This is a genomic window from Rothia mucilaginosa (assembly GCF_901875305.1).
Classification (GTDB): domain Bacteria; phylum Actinomycetota; class Actinomycetes; order Actinomycetales; family Micrococcaceae; genus Rothia.
The window spans coordinates 19,283-38,117 of the sequence record NZ_CABFLY010000008.1 but is presented as its reverse complement, the minus strand read 5'-3'; the positions used below and the strand labels follow the sequence as shown (position 1 = coordinate 38,117).

16 protein-coding genes are annotated in these 18,835 nt (G+C 61.3%); 2 read left to right on the top strand and 14 right to left on the bottom strand.

The genetic code is table 11. From position 1 onward, the window contains the following. Window positions 1-313 precede the first annotated feature (313 nt). Window positions 314-1,204, bottom strand: coding sequence for a fumarylacetoacetate hydrolase family protein (locus tag JX292_RS08805; protein ID WP_204863440.1), 891 nt, complete (start codon window positions 1,202-1,204; stop codon window positions 314-316). A 76-nt stretch (window positions 1,205-1,280) separates the two neighbouring features. Continuing rightward, window positions 1,281-1,979: a lipoate--protein ligase family protein gene (locus JX292_RS08800; protein WP_204863439.1), complete on the bottom strand. Its 699-nt coding sequence runs from the start codon at window positions 1,977-1,979 to the stop codon at window positions 1,281-1,283. A 251-nt stretch (window positions 1,980-2,230) separates the two neighbouring features. Between JX292_RS08800 and JX292_RS08795 the strand changes: the two genes are divergently transcribed. Then, on the top strand, window positions 2,231-3,709 hold the full coding sequence (locus tag JX292_RS08795) for an anion permease (RefSeq protein WP_204863438.1): 1,479 nt from the start codon (window positions 2,231-2,233) through the stop codon (window positions 3,707-3,709). 249 nt (window positions 3,710-3,958) lie between these two features. Next, entirely contained in the window at window positions 3,959-5,428 is a 1,470-nt protein-coding gene (locus JX292_RS08790; protein WP_275586155.1) for a glycoside hydrolase family 1 protein, read from the top strand. Between the two features lie 105 nt (window positions 5,429-5,533). Here JX292_RS08790 and JX292_RS08785 read toward each other — a convergent pair whose 3' ends face one another. From JX292_RS08785 to JX292_RS09110, 12 genes are all read right to left on the bottom strand, one after another. Continuing rightward, window positions 5,534-6,655 carry a GNAT family N-acetyltransferase gene (locus tag JX292_RS08785; RefSeq protein WP_204863437.1) on the bottom strand — a complete coding sequence of 374 codons (1,122 nt, stop codon included), beginning with the start codon at window positions 6,653-6,655 and terminating at the stop codon, window positions 5,534-5,536. A gap of 28 nt (window positions 6,656-6,683) precedes the next feature. Continuing rightward, entirely contained in the window at window positions 6,684-9,572 is a 2,889-nt protein-coding gene (gene uvrA, locus JX292_RS08780; RefSeq protein WP_204863436.1) for an excinuclease ABC subunit UvrA, read from the bottom strand. Between the two features lie 213 nt (window positions 9,573-9,785). Next, complete coding sequence (locus JX292_RS08775; protein ID WP_204863435.1) at window positions 9,786-10,559, bottom strand: MBL fold metallo-hydrolase; 774 nt, start codon at window positions 10,557-10,559, stop codon at window positions 9,786-9,788. A gap of 1,268 nt (window positions 10,560-11,827) precedes the next feature. After that, entirely contained in the window at window positions 11,828-13,540 is a 1,713-nt protein-coding gene (locus JX292_RS08770) for a formate--tetrahydrofolate ligase (RefSeq protein ID WP_204863434.1), read from the bottom strand. A 215-nt stretch (window positions 13,541-13,755) separates the two neighbouring features. After that, window positions 13,756-14,799 carry a zinc-dependent alcohol dehydrogenase family protein gene (locus JX292_RS08765; protein ID WP_204863433.1) on the bottom strand — a complete coding sequence of 348 codons (1,044 nt, stop codon included), beginning with the start codon at window positions 14,797-14,799 and terminating at the stop codon, window positions 13,756-13,758. A 426-nt stretch (window positions 14,800-15,225) separates the two neighbouring features. Beyond that, window positions 15,226-16,353, bottom strand: a complete 1,128-nt coding sequence (locus tag JX292_RS08760; protein ID WP_204863432.1) for a tyrosine-type recombinase/integrase — start codon at window positions 16,351-16,353, stop codon at window positions 15,226-15,228. Continuing rightward, the gene (locus tag JX292_RS08755; RefSeq protein WP_204863431.1) at window positions 16,350-16,595 is read right to left on the bottom strand and encodes a helix-turn-helix transcriptional regulator; all 246 of its coding nucleotides are present in this window, start codon (window positions 16,593-16,595) and stop codon (window positions 16,350-16,352) included. Before JX292_RS08755 ends, JX292_RS08760 begins: the two co-directional genes overlap by 4 nt. Continuing rightward, a complete protein-coding gene (locus JX292_RS08750; RefSeq protein WP_204863430.1) occupies window positions 16,595-16,768 on the bottom strand; it encodes a hypothetical protein in 174 nt (57 codons plus the stop codon). Before JX292_RS08750 ends, JX292_RS08755 begins: the two co-directional genes overlap by 1 nt. 538 nt (window positions 16,769-17,306) lie before the next feature. After that, the gene (locus JX292_RS08745) at window positions 17,307-17,699 is read right to left on the bottom strand and encodes an ImmA/IrrE family metallo-endopeptidase (protein ID WP_204863429.1); all 393 of its coding nucleotides are present in this window, start codon (window positions 17,697-17,699) and stop codon (window positions 17,307-17,309) included. 42 nt (window positions 17,700-17,741) lie between these two features. Beyond that, window positions 17,742-18,026: a helix-turn-helix domain-containing protein gene (locus JX292_RS09145; RefSeq protein ID WP_204863428.1), complete on the bottom strand. Its 285-nt coding sequence runs from the start codon at window positions 18,024-18,026 to the stop codon at window positions 17,742-17,744. Continuing rightward, window positions 18,014-18,397 (bottom strand): helix-turn-helix domain-containing protein, encoded by a 384-nt coding sequence (locus tag JX292_RS08735; RefSeq protein ID WP_204863427.1) that lies wholly within the window; start codon window positions 18,395-18,397, stop codon window positions 18,014-18,016. Before JX292_RS08735 ends, JX292_RS09145 begins: the two co-directional genes overlap by 13 nt. After that, complete coding sequence (locus JX292_RS09110; protein ID WP_204863426.1) at window positions 18,397-18,798, bottom strand: helix-turn-helix domain-containing protein; 402 nt, start codon at window positions 18,796-18,798, stop codon at window positions 18,397-18,399. The genes JX292_RS08735 and JX292_RS09110 overlap by 1 nt, the downstream gene beginning before the upstream one ends. Window positions 18,799-18,835: the final 37 nt, after the last annotated feature.

The following is an 18,835-nucleotide window of genomic DNA, read 5'->3' as shown; positions in this document are numbered from 1 at the left end:
ACCACACCACCACAGCCGCCCCGGGGCGCGCACATCAAACTCACCCACACAGGGGTGGCATCGAGATGAAGGTTGAAGGTTTTCACACCCTAAACCCCCTCTTGCACGCAGAGTAATCATTCATTCCTGCAATTTTTCTTACCCCGGAATGCAACCCCTATGACACGAGCCCCACAAGGCAAATAGAACACAAAAAGAGCATCCCGCCCATGCCTTAACGACACGGACGGGATGCATAATTATTCAGTTCTGGAGGGCCGTAAAAGACCCGCCCAAAGGGCCTCAACCCGACCCTCTCCTATAATCCACTCCCCTACAGGGCACCAGCCTCCGAACAGACATTCACCAGCTCGCCAATACCCTCAATGCGGGTACGCACCTCCTGCCCCGGCTTCAACCACCGGCGCGGATGCAGCGAAAGCCCCACGCCAGCGGGCGTACCCGTGGCCACCAGGTCGCCCGGCTCCAGGGTCATGAACCGCGAAATATACGACAGCAACTGCGCCGGGCTGAACAGCATATCCGCCGTCGAACCACGCTGACGCACCTCACCGTCCACCGCGCAGGTCAGCTCCAGACCGGCGAGCGGATCCACCTCATCGGGGCTCACAATGACCGGGCCAAACGGAGTCATCGCATCCCAGTTCTTACCCTGGAACCACTCCGAAGAACGGCCCTGCCAATCGCGCACCGACACGTCGTTGATGACCGTGTAGCCCATCAGCGCCTGCCGCGCCTGCTCCTCGGTGGCGTTGCGCAAGCGCACCCCGACCACCAGGCCCAGCTCAACCTCCCAGTCAACCTTCGTGCTACCCGTACCGTCGTCGGCGGGCATGCGAATCTGATCATTCGGGCCAATCAGCGCGTTCGAGAACTTCGCAAAGAGCGCCGGGTACTCGGGCACCTCAAGATTCATCTCCTCGGCGTGATCGCGGTAGTTCAGACCCGCGCACACCACCTTGCCGGGCTTATCCAGCGGCCGCACAAAGGGCAGGGATTCCCAGAGCTGCTCGCCGTGGCCCATGACCGTCGCGCCGTTCTCCTTCAGAATCGACAGGGCATTCTTCGGGTCGCCGAAATTCAGGCGGAACCGGCTGTAGAAATTGAGCAAGGGGCTCAACTTGGCCGGCAGCTCGTAGACCGTCTCCTCAAAGAAACAGACGGCACGGCTACCCTTCTCGTCTTTGATCTGACCCCAACGCATATGCGCTCCTTCGCTTCGTTGCTTGACTGTAATGCGTCTACCGTGTGCGGATATTCGATGCTCCCAGAGCGAGTCGCTACTTGAAGCCGTGGCTCGCGTAGGCCTCCACGATGGCGTCCTCAAGGTCCTCCATGAGCAGGCTCGGGTTCGCATCCTGCGCCGCGCCCACCGTCGCCGGGTCGAGCTCCATGTCGAGGGCGCGGTACACATCCGCGGTGACCGCCCGCAGCGAGGCCGAGCCGGAAACCACGATGCCCGTGCTGAACCACCAGCCGCCGCTCACCACGCGCTGAGCGGTGCCGACCAGCTTGATACGCCCGCCGCCTGCGGATTCAGGAAGCTGCGCATACACCGAGTACTCGCCTGGGCAGTACTCCCCCGGGATCTCGCCCACGCGCGCATCCACGCCGACTTCGCGGAGCGCCTGCGCATACATGGACCCAAACAGTTCATAGCGTAGGGTGTTGCCGCTGCGGGCGTCGGAGGCGGGCTGAAAATGGTCCACAACCAGGCACCCCTGATGGTAGGCGGCGGCGTGACCACCCACCTTACGCACCAGGGTCCTAAAGCCGTGCTCCTCGCACGCCGCCACTGCGTCAGCGAATCCGGGGTTCAGCTCATCGCGGCGGCCAAACGCCACTGTGGGGTTCGGCTGGTACATGCGCAAAGTCGCCTCACGCTGACCGCTAGCAACCTCGCGGAGCATCTGCACCGTCTGCTCATGGTGAATGAGGATATCGCCCGAATCGGGCGTGGTTTCTCGAATAATCTGCACGTTTTCTATCTTACCGGCGACAGCGAAAACGCCCCCGCAGAACGATTCTCACCTGTTCAAAAACGCCAATTAACCCCTTCAATGCGAACCCCCCAAACGCTAAGATTAAAGAAGCTATGGTGTGGCACCCCACACTGCCGCACCGAGCACATAGACACAGCATGACAACGCAGAAGAAACGCACCCCCGCGCCCGACGAGTACCCCTCCCCAAGCGCGCCGAACCGTACGTTTCGCAAAGGAGATCGGGCCATGACACAGTCCACCCCCGTCAACACCGCGGCATCCACCGAGGAGGTGAAGGCGGCGAAGTCCAAGCGCACGAAACTCATCGTGCAGGTTGCCATCATCGTAGCCGTCACCCTCATTCTCTGGTTCGTACCCGCCCCCGAAGGCGTCGACCCGCGCGGCATGCACATGCTCGCCATCTTCGTCGGCACCATCCTCGGCCTGATTTTCCAGCCGCTACCCACCCCGTCCGTGGCTCTCGTGGGCCTGGCCGTCGCCATGATTACCGGCACCATGGCGGCAAAGAACGAGGCGCTGACCGGCTTCGGCAACTCCTCCATCTGGATTATCGTGGCCGCATTCTTCATCGCCGACGGCTTCCTCATTACGGGCCTGGGCAAACGCATCGCGCTGCTCTTCGTGCGTGCGCTCGGTAAGTCCTCCCTCGGCCTGTCCTACGGCATGGCCATCACCGACCTGGTGCTCGCCCCCGCCACCCCCTCGAACACGGCCCGTGCCGGCGGCGTGATTTACCCGATCATCCGTTCGCTCTCCGAGGTCAACGGCTCCACGAACGAGACCCCCGAATCCCGCCGCAAGCTCGGCTCCTTCCTACTCATGACCGAGGCACAGGTCAACACCATCACCTCCGCCATGTTCCTGACCGCAATGGCCGGCAACCCGCTGGCCCAGAAGTTCGCACACGACCGCGGCGTGAACCTGGACTGGGGCACCTGGGCCTTGGCCGCCCTCGTCCCCGGTGTGGTAGCGCTGATTGTTCTGCCGTGGATCATGTCGAAGATTTACCCGCCGACCATTAAAAAGACCCCCGACGCACCCCAGCACGCGCGCGAAGAACTGCACGAAATGGGCCCCATGAGCGCGAAAGAATGGATTATGCTCTGCACCTTCGTGCTGCTACTGATTCTGTGGGTAACCGGTACCGCTCTGGGTATTGACGCCACCAGCGCCGCATTCTTCGGCATCGGTATTCTGCTGGTGACCAAGGTCCTGACCTGGAAGGACATGGCGAAGAACTCCAGCGCCTGGTCCACCCTCATCTTCTTCGCCGTGCTCGTGGGCATGGCCGACCACCTCAAGAAGCTCAAAGTCGTGGACTGGATTGGCCAGCAGGCCGCACACAGCGTCAGCGGCATGGCCTGGCCCCTGGCCTTCACCGTGCTGGTTCTGGCCTACTTCTTCATCCACTACATGTTCGCCTCGAACACCGCCCAGATCGTGGCTCTGTACGCCGTGTTCCTCGGCGCGGCCGTCGCGGCGGGCGTGCCGGCCCTATTTGCGGCCCTGTTCCTGGGCTTCGCCGGCAACCTGATTGGCGGCATCACCCACTACGCCTCCGGCCCGGCTGGCGTGTACTACGGTTCCGGCTACTTCAGCGTGGGCGAATGGTTCAAGGTGGGCTTCATGGCCGCTATCGTGAACCTCGTGGTTTGGGGCGTCGTCGGTACCCTGTGGCTTTCGGTGCTCGGCTTCGTCCGGTAGCATTCTATCCCCCCCCCCCGTTCGGCTCACAGGCCGGATGCGGCACTTGCCATAGCGTAAAGCCCGGTACTCCTCGCGCGAATTTCTTCCGCGGGGGTACCGGGCTTTCGCGTACCCGAGGACGCTCGGCACGGCGGCATCTGGCGCGGTTACCGCTGCGGGTCCCGGGCGCGGTTTCAAGGCAAAGCCTAGCAATCCCCCACCCCCTCCGCTAGGGTAGAAGAAAGACCCAACACCCTGGAGGACGCCGTGCATCAGGACCAGCACCCCATCACCCAAACCAGCGCTAACCCGGCGCTGACCGAGCCGCAGCCGCTCGGTGCGTTCCCCGACGGTTTCCTCTTCGGAGGCGCCACCGCCGCCAACCAGTTCGAAGGCGCCTGGAACGAAGACGGCAAGGGCCCCAGCCTGCAGGATGTGCTACCCGCCGGCGGCCTGTACCCGCGCACCGCCGAACCCACCGAGGACAACCTCAAGCTGGAAGGCATCGACTTCTACCACCGCTACCGCGAAGATATTGCACTTCTAGCAGAGATGGGTTTCAAGGTCTTCCGCTTCTCCATCGCCTGGTCGCGTATCTTCCCTCGCGGCGACGAGCAAACCCCCAACGAGGCGGGCCTCGCCTTCTACGACCGTGTGCTCGACGAGCTCGAAAAGCACGGCATGGAACCGCTCATCACCCTCAGCCACTACGAAACCCCGCTGCACCTGGTCGAACAGTACAACGGCTGGACCAGCCGCGAACTCATCGGCTTCTACGAACGCTACGCCCGCACCGTATTCGCCCGCTACGGCAAGCGCGTGAAGTACTGGCTGACCTTCAACGAAATCAACTCGATGCTGCACCTGCCGTTCATGTCCGGCGGTATCAACACCCCGGCGGATCAGCTCAGCGACGCGGACCTCTACCAGGCGATGCACCATGAGCTGGTCGCCTCCGCACGCGCCACCGCTGCGGCACGCGAACTGGCACCGGGCGCGCAGATTGGCTGCATGATTCTTGCCATGCCCACCTACCCGCTCACCCCCGACCCCGCCGACGTACTCGCCGCCATGCAGACCGAGCAGGCAAACTTCGCGTTCGGTGACGTGCACGTGCGCGGCGCCTACCCCGGCTACTTCCTGCGCTCCCTGCGCGAAAAGGGCGTGGAGCTGACCATCACCGAGCAGGACCGCGAGGACCTGGAGAACACCGTGGACTTCGTGTCGTTCAGCTACTACATGTCCACCTGCGCCACCGGCGACCCGGCACGCGGCGAGCGCGGCGAAGGCAACATCCTCGGCGGCGTGGCAAACCCGACCCTGCCCGCGAGCGAGTGGGGCTGGCAGATTGACCCGACCGGTCTGCGCGTGGTGCTCAACCAGTATTGGGACCGCTGGCAGAAGCCGCTGTTCATCGTGGAGAACGGCCTCGGTGCCCGCGACGAGCTGGTTGAGGTGAACGGCGAGCTCACCGTGGAAGATGACTACCGCATCGACTACCTGCGCCAGCACCTGCACGCCGTACGCGAGGCGATTGAGGACGGCGTGAACGTGCTCGGCTACACCACCTGGGGATGCATCGACATGGTGAGCGCCTCGACCGCGCAGATGTCCAAGCGCTACGGGTTCATCTACGTGGACCGCAACGACGACGGCACCGGCACCCTGGCGCGCTACCGTAAGAAGTCCTTCCACTGGTACCGCGAGGTGATTGCCAGCAACGACGCCAAGCTGTAACCGGTCAGGTTCAAGACCCTGGACCCTCGCACAGCTAGCACGCGAAACTCAGTAAATAAAAGGCCCCCGAGATGCAGAATCTCGGGGGCCTTGTGCATATAGCATCTAGTCCATGGGCAGATCGTTCAAGCTGGTCGACACGTACTCCCACCAGGTCGGTACCAGCCCAGCGTTCATCGCCACACGCTGCGAAATAATGTGCGAAGGGCTGATGCCGTAGAACGGCAGGTACCCCTCCGCCAGGGTCAGGCGGGCGGCATCTTGCACCAGGGCGCTCGCGATACCCGCACCGCGGAAGGCGGGCACCACATCCACGCCAATCTGGCGCATGATGGGCGAATCATCGCTCACGCCTACCACAGCCACCGGGCCGTCGGTCGGCTCGCCGTCCACCGCGTAGGCGGCCAGAACCAGCACGTCCGGGCGGGTGGCACTGAAGCCCAGGGCATTCGTAAAGCGCGCATCCCCGCGGAACGACTCAATCTGCTCTTCGCTCAGCAGGTCCACGCGCAGGCGGGTCTCCCCCACCGCGATGTCCTCGGGATCGGCTTCCAGTGCATCGGCGGAGGCGTTGGCCTCGGTGCGGACCACGCGCTCGCCCGTGATTTCGGCGAGCAGCGCAGCCTTCAGCTCGGCGGGGTCAACGCGGCGCATCATGCCCACACCGGGCACGGCGCACTTGACCTCCTGCGCCTGCACGCCCTCGGGCACCACGGAGTTCAGCATGGCGCGGCCGGGCGTATAGTAGATGCTCGTGCCGCTGACCTGCTGGGTGTAGGGGGTGAGCAGTTCGTTGAGCTGGCGAAGCTGTGCATAGTCGCCCAGCCAGTTCGCCTGGTCGCCGAGCATGTAGTCGATGGCCTTCTCCAGCACGCGCGGATGCTTGGCGCAGAGAATGCCCACGCCCGCGTAGTTGGCGACGCGCAGCTCCCAGATGTCGTCGTTGCGGCGGCGGGATACGCCCATCTTCTCGGAGGGAGGCTGCACGGTAGCGAGCAGGGGCTGACTCTCGGCCTCGGGGTAGTCGCGCATCTCTTTAAGGGCGCGATTAATGCTACCGACGGGCTGGCAGAAGTCAGCCTCGAGCTGGGTGTGCAGGATGTGCCGCGCCCGGTCCGCGGTGGTCACGGCGCCCCGATTCACGACTCCTCGGCGCGCGCCAAAGCCCACAGCGCCGCGGGCTGTTGTAACTCCCTGAGCAGGTTTGTTTCCTTGAGTGTCGGTCACGTAGCTTTCCTTTAGTTCAACTTCTCGACTAGTTCAGAATCTCCGCCAGGAACGCGCCGGTGTGCGAGCCCTTCACCTGAGCCACCTGCTCCGGGGTTCCTTCAGCAATCACGGTGCCGCCGCCGCTACCGCCTTCCGGGCCCATGTCGATAATCCAGTCGGCGCACTTGATGACGTCCAGGTTGTGCTCGATGGTGATGACGCTATTGCCCTTGTCTACCAGCGATTGCAGCACGGCGAGTAGCTTGCGGATGTCCTCAAAGTGCAGGCCGGTGGTCGGCTCGTCCAGCACGTAGATGGAGCGGCCGTTGGAGCGCTTCTGCAGTTCGGTGGCGAGCTTCACTCGCTGCGCCTCACCGCCGGAGAGGGTGGTTGCGGGCTGGCCCAGGCGAATGTAGCCCAGGCCCACGTCCACGAGGGTGTTCAGGTGGCGCGCAATCGGGGTGAATGCGGCGAAGAACTCTGCGGCCTCTTCCACGGGCATTTCGAGCACGTCGGCGATGGTCTTGCCCTTGTAGTGCACCTCTAGGGTTTCGCGGTTGTAGCGCTTGCCATGGCAGGTTTCGCAGGGCACGTACACGTCCGGCAGGAAGTTCATTTCAATCTTCAGGGTGCCGTCGCCGGAGCAGTCCTCGCAACGGCCACCTTTAACGTTAAACGAGAATCGACCCGGGGTGTAGCCGCGCATTTTCGCCTCGCTGGTCTCTGCGAACAGCTTACGGATGTGGTCGAACACGCCGGTGTAGGTAGCGGGGTTCGAGCGCGGGGTACGGCCGATAGGCGACTGATCCACGTGAATGACCTTGTCCAGGTGTTCCAGGCCGTCGATGCTCTTGTGGCGGCCGGGCACCTGCTTGGCGCCGTTGAGCTTGTTCGCCAGGGAGGTATACAGAATGTCGTTGACCAGGGTGGATTTACCCGAGCCGGACACGCCGGTCACCGCGGTGAACACACCCAGCGGGAAGGATACGGTCACGTTCTTGAGGTTGTTTTCGCGGGCGCCGCGCACGGTCAGCTGGCGCTTCTTGTCCACGGGTCGGCGGGAGGCGGGCACCTCAATGCGGCGGCGGCCAGCCATGTAGTCGCCGGTGATGGACCGGGTGTTCTTCAGCAGGTCCTCGAAGCTGCCGGAGTGCACGATTTCGCCGCCGTGTTCACCGGCACCGGGTCCGACGTCCACGATCCAGTCGGCTTCGCGCATGGTGTCTTCGTCGTGCTCAACCACAATAAGCGTGTTGCCCATATCGCGCAGCTTGGTCAGGGTTTCGATGAGGCGGCGGTTGTCGCGCTGGTGCAGGCCGATGGAGGGCTCGTCCAGCACGTAGAGCACGCCAACCAGGCCCGAACCGATCTGGGTTGCCAGGCGGATGCGCTGCGCCTCACCGCCGGAGAGCGTGCCAGCTGAGCGCGAGAGGGTCAGGTAGTCCAGGCCCACGTCCAGTAGGAACTGCAGGCGCGCGTCGATTTCCTTGAGGACCTGCTCGCCGATCTTGGCTTCGCGGGCGGACAGCTGCAGGCCGCGCACGAAGGCGAGCGCGTCGGCCAGGGACAGCTCAGTGACCTCGGCGATGGACTTGCCGCCGACCTTCACGCCGAGGATGGTCGGGTTCAGGCGCGCGCCACCGCAGGAGGGGCAGGCGACCTGACGCATGTACTGTTCGTAGCGGTCGCGGGCGAAGTCCGATTCGGTTTCTTCGTGCTTGCGCTTAATGTAGGCTTTCACGCCCTCGAATCCGGAGGTGTAGCGGCGTTCACGGCCGAATCGGTTGCGGTAGGACACCTCAACCTTGTAGTCCTTACCGTCCAGGATGGCGGCGCGGGTTGCGGCGGGCAGGTCCTTGAAGGGGGTGTTCAGGTCGAAGCCGAGTTCCTCCCCCAGGCCTGCGAGCAGGCGCAGCCAGTATTCGGTGGTTGCCTTGCCCTGCGACCAGGGGGCGATAGCGCCCTCGCCGAGGGTCAGGTCGGGGTTGGGTACGAGCAGTTCGGTGTCTACTTCAAGGCGCGAGCCGATGCCGTCGCAGGCGCTACATGCGCCAAACGGCGAGTTGAAGGAGAAGGCGCGCGGCTCGATGGTGTCGATCTGCAGCGGGTGGTTGTTGGGGCAGGCGAGGTTTTCGCTGAAGGAGCGGGTGCGTTCGGGGTCGTCCTGCTCGCGGTCCACGAAGTCGATGAGTACGCGGCCGTCAGCCAGCTTGAGCGCTGTTTCGATGGAGTCGGTCAGGCGCTGGTGAATACCGTCCTTAATGACGATGCGGTCGACGACCACCTCAATGGTGTGCTTGTACTGCTTGGAGAGCTTGGGCGGGTCGGAGAGCTGCACGGTTTCGCCGTCCACGCGGGCGCGCGAGTAGCCCTGGGTGAGCAGGTCCTTGAAGAGGTCCACAAACTCGCCCTTGCGTGCGCTGACGACGGGCGCGAGAATCTGCAGGCGGGTGCGCTCGGGGTACTCCTGCAGGATGTCCACAATCTGTTGCGGGGTCTGCTGGGTGATTTCCTCGCCGCAGGCCGGGCAGTGCGGGTGGCCGATGCGTGCCCAGAGCAGACGCATGTAGTCGTAAATTTCGGTGATGGTACCGACGGTTGAGCGCGGGTTCTTGGAGGTAGACTTCTGGTCGATGGACACCGCCGGCGAGAGGCCCTCGATGAAGTCGACGTCGGGCTTATCGACCTGTCCGAGGAACATGCGCGCGTAGGAGGACAGCGACTCAACGTAGCGGCGCTGACCTTCCGCGAAGATGGTGTCGAAGGCGAGGGAGGACTTACCGGAGCCGGAGAGGCCGGTGAAGACGACCATCGCATCGCGCGGGATGGTGAGGTCTACGTTCTTGAGGTTGTTTTCGCGGGCACCCTGAACCCGGATACTGGTCAGGTCGTTCGCTTTGAGTGCGGTGCTACCGTGTGCCGGACGGGGTGTCATCGAAAATCCTTTCGTCTTATCTTCGAATTTAAATTCTACACCTTGACGCCCCGTACACCGGCGGGATTAAGTTGCCGGCGTACGGGGCGTCAGGATGCAACGAAGAGCCACGCGGCGGGCGCGTAGCATCAGCAAAAAGCACGGGAAGAGGGGCATCACACACGTGAAGAGACGCCTCAGAATTGTCGTGGCGGTGAGAGCACCGGGGCTGAGCTACCAGCCGCGGGTGCCCCACTCCTCCAGATGCGGGCGCTCGTCGCCGAGGGTCGTGGAACGACCGTGGCCTGGTAACACAATCGCGTCGTCCTCGAAGCCGCCGAAGAGCTTTTCGAGCACATTGGAGAAAAGCTCACCGAATTGCTGCGGGGAGTCGGTCTTGCCCACGCCGCCGGGGAAGAGCGCATCGCCAGTGAAGAGCAACGTGACGGGGGCGCCGTCCTCCCATGCGGTTTCGAGCACGTAGACGATGGATCCGGGGGTGTGGCCGGGCACGTGCAGGGCGCGCACTACGGTGTCGGATAGGTAGAAGTCGAAGACCTCGCCGCCGCGCAGGCGCTCCTCCACCTCGAAGTTCTCCTGTTCCATAATGGCGTCGGCATCGGCGTCCCCGGCGGAGGTAATCGCGCCGGTGAGCTTCTCGAGCTCGGCAATGGCGCGAATGTGGTCCCAGTGACCGTGGGTGACCAAGATGCCGGTCAGGCCGATTGCGCGGGGCTTGAGGGCCTCGAAGTCTTCTTCCTTCTCCATGACGCGCACGCGGCGGTCCTCGGCATCGGTGAGTTCCAGCTGCGGGCAGTCCTGAAGTAGCGCGTCGAGAGTGAAGGCGTAGAGCTCCTCGGCATCAGCGGCCGGGTCAATGAGCACCTGCTCGCCGGTGGCGCGCATGGTAATGAGGTAGACACTATTGTCCATCTCAGAGACGCTGAAGGCGCGCACGGTCAGTTCGGAGTTCTCGAAGATCAGGGTGGATTCGGGGTATGTAGTCATACCTCCAGTGTAGGGGGTGTTCCGGTCGAGGAGGTGCCGGGTACTCCCCCCCCCCCCGCGGGATGCATCTCGATGGCTTCTCGACTGCGTTCGGCTTTGAACGCGCAACCTTTGCCCGGGAGAGGCTCAGGTCTGATGAGGTTCCAGCCGAGGCACCGCGTGAAATTCAAAAGTTAAACAGAGAAGCGACTGCGCATCGATACACAGTCGCTTCTCATGACACCCAGGGGTATCTATCACTCACTCAAACACAAGCAACCCGAGGACTTTGGAAATCTCACGATTACTTGATGCATCCATCATAGCGGAGTTTTTTAGCCCTGTCCGGCGGGTCATTTTGGTACGGAGTGCCGATTTAAGTGACCGGAGCCTCACTGTAACCGTTCTGTAATAATTCCACCCGTTTTTTAGGATACCCATACGTACCAATTTTATTTTTTTCACCCGAATAAGTGACCCATCTCACCTAAAAAAATTTCAATTTCCACCTAATTTAGCACTGGAGTGCATATTTTACAGGCCCCGACTACGGGGTGCGCGCAAAATCCAAATACCCCATTTTTCCTTGAAATATCGCGGAACATCAGCCTGAAGTTGAAAGAAATTTCTATACAATGCAACTAGTTTCCATCCCTTCTCGATCAGACTGCACCCCTAAACCCATCAAGTAAACCCCCGACTCCTCCCCTCAGTACAAATCCAATTGGTCCATTAGAAGCCCAAAATAGCCCCAATAGGTAGCATCTTTGTTACCAAATATGATTGCCTCTATTCTTCTGCATCCCCAAAAGTACAAGCTTAGAAAATTTCACCAAAAAGAAAATATACTAGTCAAGACCATATTTTCACGCAATGCAGACATGCAACTCGCTTAAAAATCAACCTCTAGAGGGTGTTTAATGAAAGATAAGGCTCAATCAGATATCAAAGGAAAAAATAACGTATACAGACCAATTGAGGGTTTAGGCACCTGCTCACCACCCCCTCCCGATACCCCCTCACACTCCGCTCTCCATCCCTCCCACCAACCCTCAAGCTCACCGTAAGAAACAGCCATATAAAGCCCTAGCAGAGCATCCCAAAAGCGCCGACAAACGAAACAGTCGGCGGGAAGCGAGCGGGAGCGACAGAGGCCGAAACACCTAACCGACAGGGTTAGACCACCATTCGACAGGCCCACTGTCGGCGTGCAAAAGAAGGCGGCACCCCTCCCCTATTCGGGAAAAGGCGCCGCCTCCACTAGCTATAAATCAGCTAAAACAGTAGCCCTAGGACAGGCCGACCATCACGCCGTTCTCGTCGAAGCCGATGCGCTCAGCTGCGGGGCTCTTGCTCAGGCCCGGCATGGTGCGCATAGTGCCACAGATAGCGTAGACGTAGCCCGCACCGGCAGCTAGGCGAACCTCACGCACGGGCAGGGTCCAACCGGTCGGTGCACCCTTCAGCGACGCATCCGAAGAGATGGACAGGTGGGTCTTCGCGATAACCACGGGCAGGTGCGAGTAGCCCAGCTCCGCAAAGCGCTTGAGCTGCTTAGCGGCGGCCGGAGCAATCGAAATACCGTCTGCACCGTACACCTTGGTGGCGACCTTCTCAATCTTGGTCTCGATGGAGTCCTCAAGATCGTAGGTGTACTTCAGGTCCGAAACGTCATCGCAGGCCTCGGCCACAACGTTCGCCAGGTCGATGGTGCCCTTACCACCCTCGGCCACACCGTGGTGGATGGCCACGCGAGCACCCGCCTCCTCAGCGATACGGCGGATGGTCTCGTGCTCGGAATCGAAGTCGGTCGGGAAGGCGTTGATTGCCACGACCGGCTGAACACCGAAGTTACGCACGATCTCGATGTGCTTCTTCAGATTCTCCGCGCCCTTCTCCACGTCGGAGGGGCTCTCCTGCAACATGCCCTCGGGCAGGGGCTTGCCCGGAACAATCTTGTACAGGCCGGAGTGGGACTTCAGGGAGCGCACGGTCACGACCAGCACGGCAGCATCCGGCTTCAGACCGGAGACGCGGCACTTGACGTTGAAGAAACGCTCGGCACCCATGTCGGCGCCGAAGCCAGCCTCGGTGATTACGTAGTCGGAGTACTCCAGACCCACGTAGTCGGCGACCACGGAGGAGTTACCGGTTGCGATGTTGCCGAAGGGGCCGGCGTGAATCAGGGCCGGGGTGTGCTCCAGGGTCTGCAGCAGGTTCGGGTTGATGGCGTCTGCCAGGATGACGGACATTGCGCCGTCAGCCTTCAGGTCGGCCGCGGTGACGGGCTCGCCATCGTAGTTCAGGCCAATCACGATCTTGGCCAGGCGCTCGCGCAGGTCCTTGAAGGAGGTAGCCAGCGAGAGAATCACCATGATTTCGGAAGCGCTGGTGATATCGAAACCGGTCTCACGCACCACACCGTCCATGCGTTCGCCCAAGCCCACCACGATATTGCGCAGGGAGCGGTCGTTCATGTCGATGACGCGGCGCCACTCGATTGCACGCGGGTCGATGCGCAGCTCGTTGCCGTGGTGCAGGTGGTTATCAATCATGGCGGCCAGCAGGTTGTGGGCTGCAGTCACAGCGTGGAAATCGCCGGTCAGGTGCAGGTTCAGCTTCTCCATGGGAACAATCTGGGAGTAGCCACCACCGGCTGCACCACCCTTGATGCCGAAGGTCGGGCCCATTGCGGGCTGACGCAGAGCCAGAGCGGCCTTACGACCGGTCTGCGCGAAACCCTGCGCGAGGGAGACAGACGTTGCGGTCTTACCCTCACCGAGCGGGGTCGGAGTCACGGCGGTCACCACAATGTACTTGGAGCCGCGCTTGCGGGCGGTCTCTGCGTTGGTGCTTTCGTCGAGCAGAACCTTGGCGACGTACTTGCCGTAGGGTTCGAGGCGATCTTCGCTGATGCCGTTCTCAGCTGCGACCTTGCTAATCGGCCACAGATCGGCAGCAAGCGCGATTTCGAGGTCGGAGGGGAAAGGCTTCTTCGTCATTGTCATCCTTCGAGTTGTACGAATCATGCCCTTTCATTCTATGCGTTAGCTCACGATTTGTCCTTTCCTTCGCCGTCCCGTGCACCAAGAAAGTGGTTTTTAACGAAAGCTATCCCCGCCTCCGGTACCCTCCCCTTTTGGGAAGGGACCGGAGGCGGGGACACTCATGAACGCACCACAACTGCAATGTGCGGCGCGGCAATCTAGGTGTGTGCCTAGTTCATGGTCAGCAGCACCTTGGTGGCGGTGCGCTGGTCCATCGCCTCGTAGCCCTTAGCTGCCTCGTCAATGGGCAGAACCAGGTCGAAGACGCGGCCGGGCTCAATTTCACCCTTGTAAATCAGGTCGATGAGGGTCGGCAGGTACTTGCGCACGGGGGCGGGGCCACCCTCCAAGTGAACCTGCTTGCCGAAGAGCTTATCGGTGCCGATGGAGCTGTCGTGCGGCACGCCCACGAAGCCGATGTAGCCGCCGTGGCGTACGCATCCGAGGGCCTGGTCGAAGGACTGCTGGGTGCCAACAGCCTCGGCCACACCGTGCGCGCCCACGCCGTCGGTGAGCTCCATGACCTTGGCGATACCCTCTTCGCCGCGCTCCTCCACGATGTGGGTTGCACCGAAGGCCTTGGCGAGCGCCTGGCGCTCGGGGTTGCGGGACATGATGATAATCTTCTCCGCGCCGAGCTGCTTGGCACCGATGACTGCGCTCAGGCCGACTGCGCCGTCGCCAACAACGACGATGGTCTTGCCGGGGCCTGCCTGCGCTGCATCTGCCGCGTACCAGCCGGTGCCGAGCACGTCGGAGGCGGCCATCAGGTGCGGAATCTGCTCTGCGGTGGGGGTTGCGGGGGTCTTGACGAGGGTGCCGTCTGCGAAGGGCACGCGGGCGTATTCTGCCTGGGTGCCGTTAGAGCGTGCGCCAATGAAGGCGTCGCCTGCGGCGATGGCCTTGAGGCAACGGGATGGGTAGCCCGCGGTGCAGGTTTCGCACTCGCCGCAGGAGATGCAGAAAGAGCCGACGACGAAGTCGCCGGGGGCTACGGTGGTGACCTCGGAGCCTACTTCGACGACCTCGCCGATGTATTCGTGGCCCATTGCCCGGTGGTCGACGGGCTGTGCGCCGCGGTAGGACCACAGGTCCGAGCCGCAGATACAGGATGCGGCGAGCTTAATGATGGCGTCGGTAGGTTCGAGTAGGGTCGGCTTGTCGACCTCGTTGACGACGACCTTGCCGGGGGCTTCCATAACAACTGAACGCATGATGTTTCCCTTCAAATCTGTGTCGATGGTTAGTCGTATCAGAGTACGCCCCCGCACCCCGATATATCAATAACTTTTTATGCTACGGGGTGAAGGTAAAAAATCTGACGACCGGAACCGCCACAACCGCTCCCCTACTTCTCCGACGCCCTCCCTGCACCTTCCCGTTGATTTCCCCGGCTTCCGCACGACCCCCGCTTTCCCATCGGATCCCGCAGGCTCACCAGCCCGGCGATTTAAACGGTAAACCCCCGCCGCCTCCTACCGGGGTTATCCGGAAGGAGACGCGGGGGTCAGTGTACGCAGGAGCGCGTCTCAAGGATTCAAGGAATCGGAAGACCGATTAGAAGTCCCAGCTCTAACCGGTACCCCCTAAAACCGCGCCAATTCAACGAAGTAGCCACCCTGTGGTGTTCTAGGAGGACACTAAGAGGACACATTCATCTGGGGCGATTCGGCTACTAGATGCGCCACTCCCTGCACGATTTTGCGAGGCTGCACGTAGAACTGGGCAGTCACCGCGGCACTGGAATGCCCCAGCACCTCCGCCGCCGCGTCCAGGTTCTTCTCCCTCGCTAGGAAGGTGGCTACCGTGGTGCGCATGGCGTGCGGAGTAACCCCCACAAACTCGGTGCCTGCCACCTGCTGCCTCCAGATTCGCGCCAGCTCAGTAGAAGAGATCGCCTCCCGCCCAGGCACCCAGTGCGGGAAGAGGAGCCCCTCTCCTACCTGTTCGGCTTGGGCGGTGATGGCGGCGGCAACCGTGGCGGGCACCCGCACAGAGAGCACCTTCTTGTTCTTGCGCTGCTCTTGTCGGAATACGCGGGTGCCGCTGCCTACGGTGGTGCCGCGCAGGTGAACGACCATGCCACCATCCCCGGTAGGTTCAAGGTCTTCGGGAGCGCGTAGAGCCAGCACCTCGCCCGGGCGTGCCCCGGTAGAGAGCATAATGAGAGCCGCTAGGCGGCATATCCCGTCCAGGCGCGCCAGCAGTAGGGGCACTTGCTCGGGTTCGAGCGCTCGCTTATGTTTCACCTCGGTCACTGGCAACCTGACCGCGCCCATAGGGTTGGTGGTTACTACTCCCATACGGATGAGCATGGTGAACACCTGGGTGAGCATGGTTTTAGCGAGGCGGGCATTGCTGGGGGTGGTGGCATGCAGCTGGTTGAGCAGCGCGTGCATGACCCCGGGGGTTGCCTCCTGTATTTGCAGATGCCCCAGTAGCGGGGTGAGGGTGCGGGCGGTGAGGTGCCGGTACCTGTCCATGGTCTGGGTAGCGAGGTTCTTGCCCTGCGTTTCTTCCGTCCATGCCTGGATTGCCTCGGTGAGGGGTGAGGCGGGGGTGAGGGCCCCTACTCCGAGGCGGGTGGCGGTGGCTAACCTTTCCCGTAGCGCGGCTTCGGCTTTGCCTTTGGTGGGGCGGGTGGCGCGTAGCCGTTTGCGTTGCCCATCTAGCCCCCGGTAGTAGGCGTATGCCGCCCATGCCCCGTTTTTGGTGCGGGTGGTGAAGATGGTGCCATGCCCGCCGATGGGCAGCCTTTCCCGGCTCACGACTCCGCCCCGGTGCCCTGTTGGCGGGGTTTGCGTCCCCTGCCTTTGGCGTATTCGGGGCGAGACTTGTATTCCCGGTTCCATGCTTCGGCGGTCTCGGGTAGCCATGCTTGGCGGGTACCGGAGGGGTTTACGAAATCGGGTGCGGGCAGTTCGCCGCGCTTGGATAAGGTGGTTCGATCCAGCCCGAGGTGGGCGGCGATATCGGCGGCGGATAGCAGGATGATACGCGGCTGGGACATTAGTGGCGCTCCTGGTTCTTGCGTAGGTGCCAGGAGATACCACGCATAGCAAGGCACGCCGCCAGGACAATGGAGGAGACCCACGGGACGGCGGGAGCCTTAGGAGCTGCCAGGAATGCGGCGATAAGCGCCAGAGCGTAGAGGAACGTGATATATAGGGTGTTGGTTTTCATGTCGATATGGTACGGTGGAAGCCCGCCCGGCTCTGAGATATTACGGTTATTTCAGAACCGGGCTTAGGACTTAACGGCTATTCGCCGTCTTCCTCTTTCTTCTTTCGCTCCATCCCCTTGGAAGCCCTGATAATATCAGCAACTTCGTGGAGAATGGGAGGAATAAGGGTGAGGATGGGAACCAACCAGGTTTCCACCGTGCTACCTTTCTACTCTGTTTATTTGTGTTTGTCGGTCTCTCACCCCGACATATATAATTCTACTGCATATAGGAACTATATTCAAGTTGAGGGATGGAAAATCCAGTGCAATACCCCACACTGACTCACGCCTGCCTCATCCTGTAGCTGCCTTTGAGAGAAGCTCCGACGTGCTGCAGGTCGCGAACCACGTTATGTCCTTTCTTGTTGCATGGGCGCGGTTTCGCACCTATACTCGTGCCCGCACCAGATGGTGTGGGACCACGTTTTTCTTCCTTACGTAACCACGCGGAGAGCGGCAATCTGGCTCAGAGTAACGGCTGAGCCGGGTTGCCGCTCTATTTTTGTGCCCTCAGCCAGGCCTCAAGAATGCGGTCGGTAACTTCGAGCTCTGCGGCGGCGGCGGAGAGTGAATCAGGTGAGACTGCCAGGGCTGTTGCGACCGCGTCGGGAGTGAGGAGCCATCCGGCGGCGATCTGGTCAGCCTTACGTTCGCGCTTGAGCGCGGCGATAGTGTCGAGGGGAGAGTGAGTGTCTCCCTGGGTAGCGTGGGCAAGTTCGTGGGCGAGGACGCAGCGGCGCTGGCGGTGTAGTAGCCCTGGGCTTGCGAGAATCGTCCTTGTTGTCTCGTCCCAGAGTGCTAGTGTGCCTGCAGGCAGGCAGGCATCAATGATGCGTATGCCCAGCTCAGCAGCATGGGCATCTGGGTCATATGTATTTACAGAAGTCATGAGTGAATCGGTTTTTGGGGATAGAAGTTATACCAGGGCTGACTAAAGCCCCATCTCTTTCTCATGGGCAGTGTACGCCTTCAGGAAGATATCCGAGGGGCTCAACCTAAGCGCTTCGCAAAGCAAGTCCACCTCATTGGTATTGAGAGGTGACGCATCTTGGTTAATAGTGTTGCTCAAACGAGTCTTACTAATCCCCGTCATATCTTCCAGCATCCGCAAGCTCAGACGTTGCCTCGCAACTTCGGCACGCAATTCCGCGTTAATAAGCTGACTAAAGCGACTTGCCGGGCCCGTGCCTCTACGGTTTCCTTTTACGCTACCCATCCCGAGTCCTCACTAACAACATCGTCCGCAGGGTGTGCCGCCAAAGCATATCCTGCCCGCTTTGCGGCTTCGGCACGCGCCAGAATCTGCGCGGCCAGCTGAGCATCAGTAAGGGGGGTCTCCAACTGTTCTCGCAGCGCATTGTCTGCGGCAGAAATAATAACCGTCATGTCCACATTGAGCGCGGCGCAGATAGTTTTGAGATCGCGAACAGGGAGCGAGCCCTCCGACCGATAGACAGAGCGGCTGAGCTTGCTTTTTGAGATGCCAGTTTTTGCGGCGAGAGTCAGTAGGTCTTCACCTCGCCGAACCATCCATACCTTGATTTCACGGTTCACCAAGTCGTTGAAGATTTCTGCTTTGGATTGCATTATGCGCCCCAGCTTGAATCGTCGGTAATGACCTTATCTGCAGGGTGCGCGGCGAGGCGGTAGCCGGCCTTGGTTGCTGCCTCAGCGCGGGCAAGAATCTGAGCAGCCAGCTGAGCATCAGTAAGGGGAGCCGCCACTTGTTCTCGCACGGCGATTTTGCGCTCTGCCCGCTCAATAATCACAGAGAGAGGCTCACCGAGGGCATTCGCCAAGGCTTCCGCTTGGCTTAGCGACAGTGTAGAGGCATTGCGATACATCGTTTTTGAGATCACAGACTGACTCACGCCTGCCTCATCCTGTAGCTGCCTTTGAGAGAAGCCCCGACGTGCTGCGAGCGCTCTCAGTTCCTCGTGAATAGCGGCAATCAGTGCGGTGACTCTAGCTGTAGATTGTTGTCCCATACCTGCTAGGTTACCTCTAGGAAAAAAAATTTACCAC

What these genes read in the sequence shown, in the direction of transcription:
- JX292_RS08795 (WP_204863438.1), top strand. Translation starts at nt 2,231, where the DNA reads ATGACACAGTCCACCCCCGTCAACACCGCGGCATCCACCGAGGAGGTG.
- JX292_RS08735 (WP_204863427.1), bottom strand. Translation starts at nt 18,397, where the DNA reads ATGCAATCCAAAGCAGAAATCTTCAACGACTTGGTGAACCGTGAAATC.
- uvrA (WP_204863436.1), bottom strand. Translation starts at nt 9,572, where the DNA reads ATGACACCCCGTCCGGCACACGGTAGCACCGCACTCAAAGCGAACGAC.
- JX292_RS09145 (WP_204863428.1), bottom strand. Translation starts at nt 18,026, where the DNA reads ATGGGTAGCGTAAAAGGAAACCGTAGAGGCACGGGCCCGGCAAGTCGC.
- JX292_RS09110 (WP_204863426.1), bottom strand. Translation starts at nt 18,798, where the DNA reads ATGGGACAACAATCTACAGCTAGAGTCACCGCACTGATTGCCGCTATT.
- JX292_RS08805 (WP_204863440.1), bottom strand. Translation starts at nt 1,204, where the DNA reads ATGCGTTGGGGTCAGATCAAAGACGAGAAGGGTAGCCGTGCCGTCTGT.
- JX292_RS08775 (WP_204863435.1), bottom strand. Translation starts at nt 10,559, where the DNA reads ATGACTACATACCCCGAATCCACCCTGATCTTCGAGAACTCCGAACTG.
- JX292_RS08765 (WP_204863433.1), bottom strand. Translation starts at nt 14,799, where the DNA reads ATGCGTTCAGTTGTTATGGAAGCCCCCGGCAAGGTCGTCGTCAACGAG.
- JX292_RS08750 (WP_204863430.1), bottom strand. Translation starts at nt 16,768, where the DNA reads ATGAAAACCAACACCCTATATATCACGTTCCTCTACGCTCTGGCGCTT.
- JX292_RS08770 (WP_204863434.1), bottom strand. Translation starts at nt 13,540, where the DNA reads ATGACGAAGAAGCCTTTCCCCTCCGACCTCGAAATCGCGCTTGCTGCC.
- JX292_RS08755 (WP_204863431.1), bottom strand. Translation starts at nt 16,595, where the DNA reads ATGTCCCAGCCGCGTATCATCCTGCTATCCGCCGCCGATATCGCCGCC.
- JX292_RS08745 (WP_204863429.1), bottom strand. Translation starts at nt 17,699, where the DNA reads ATGACTTCTGTAAATACATATGACCCAGATGCCCATGCTGCTGAGCTG.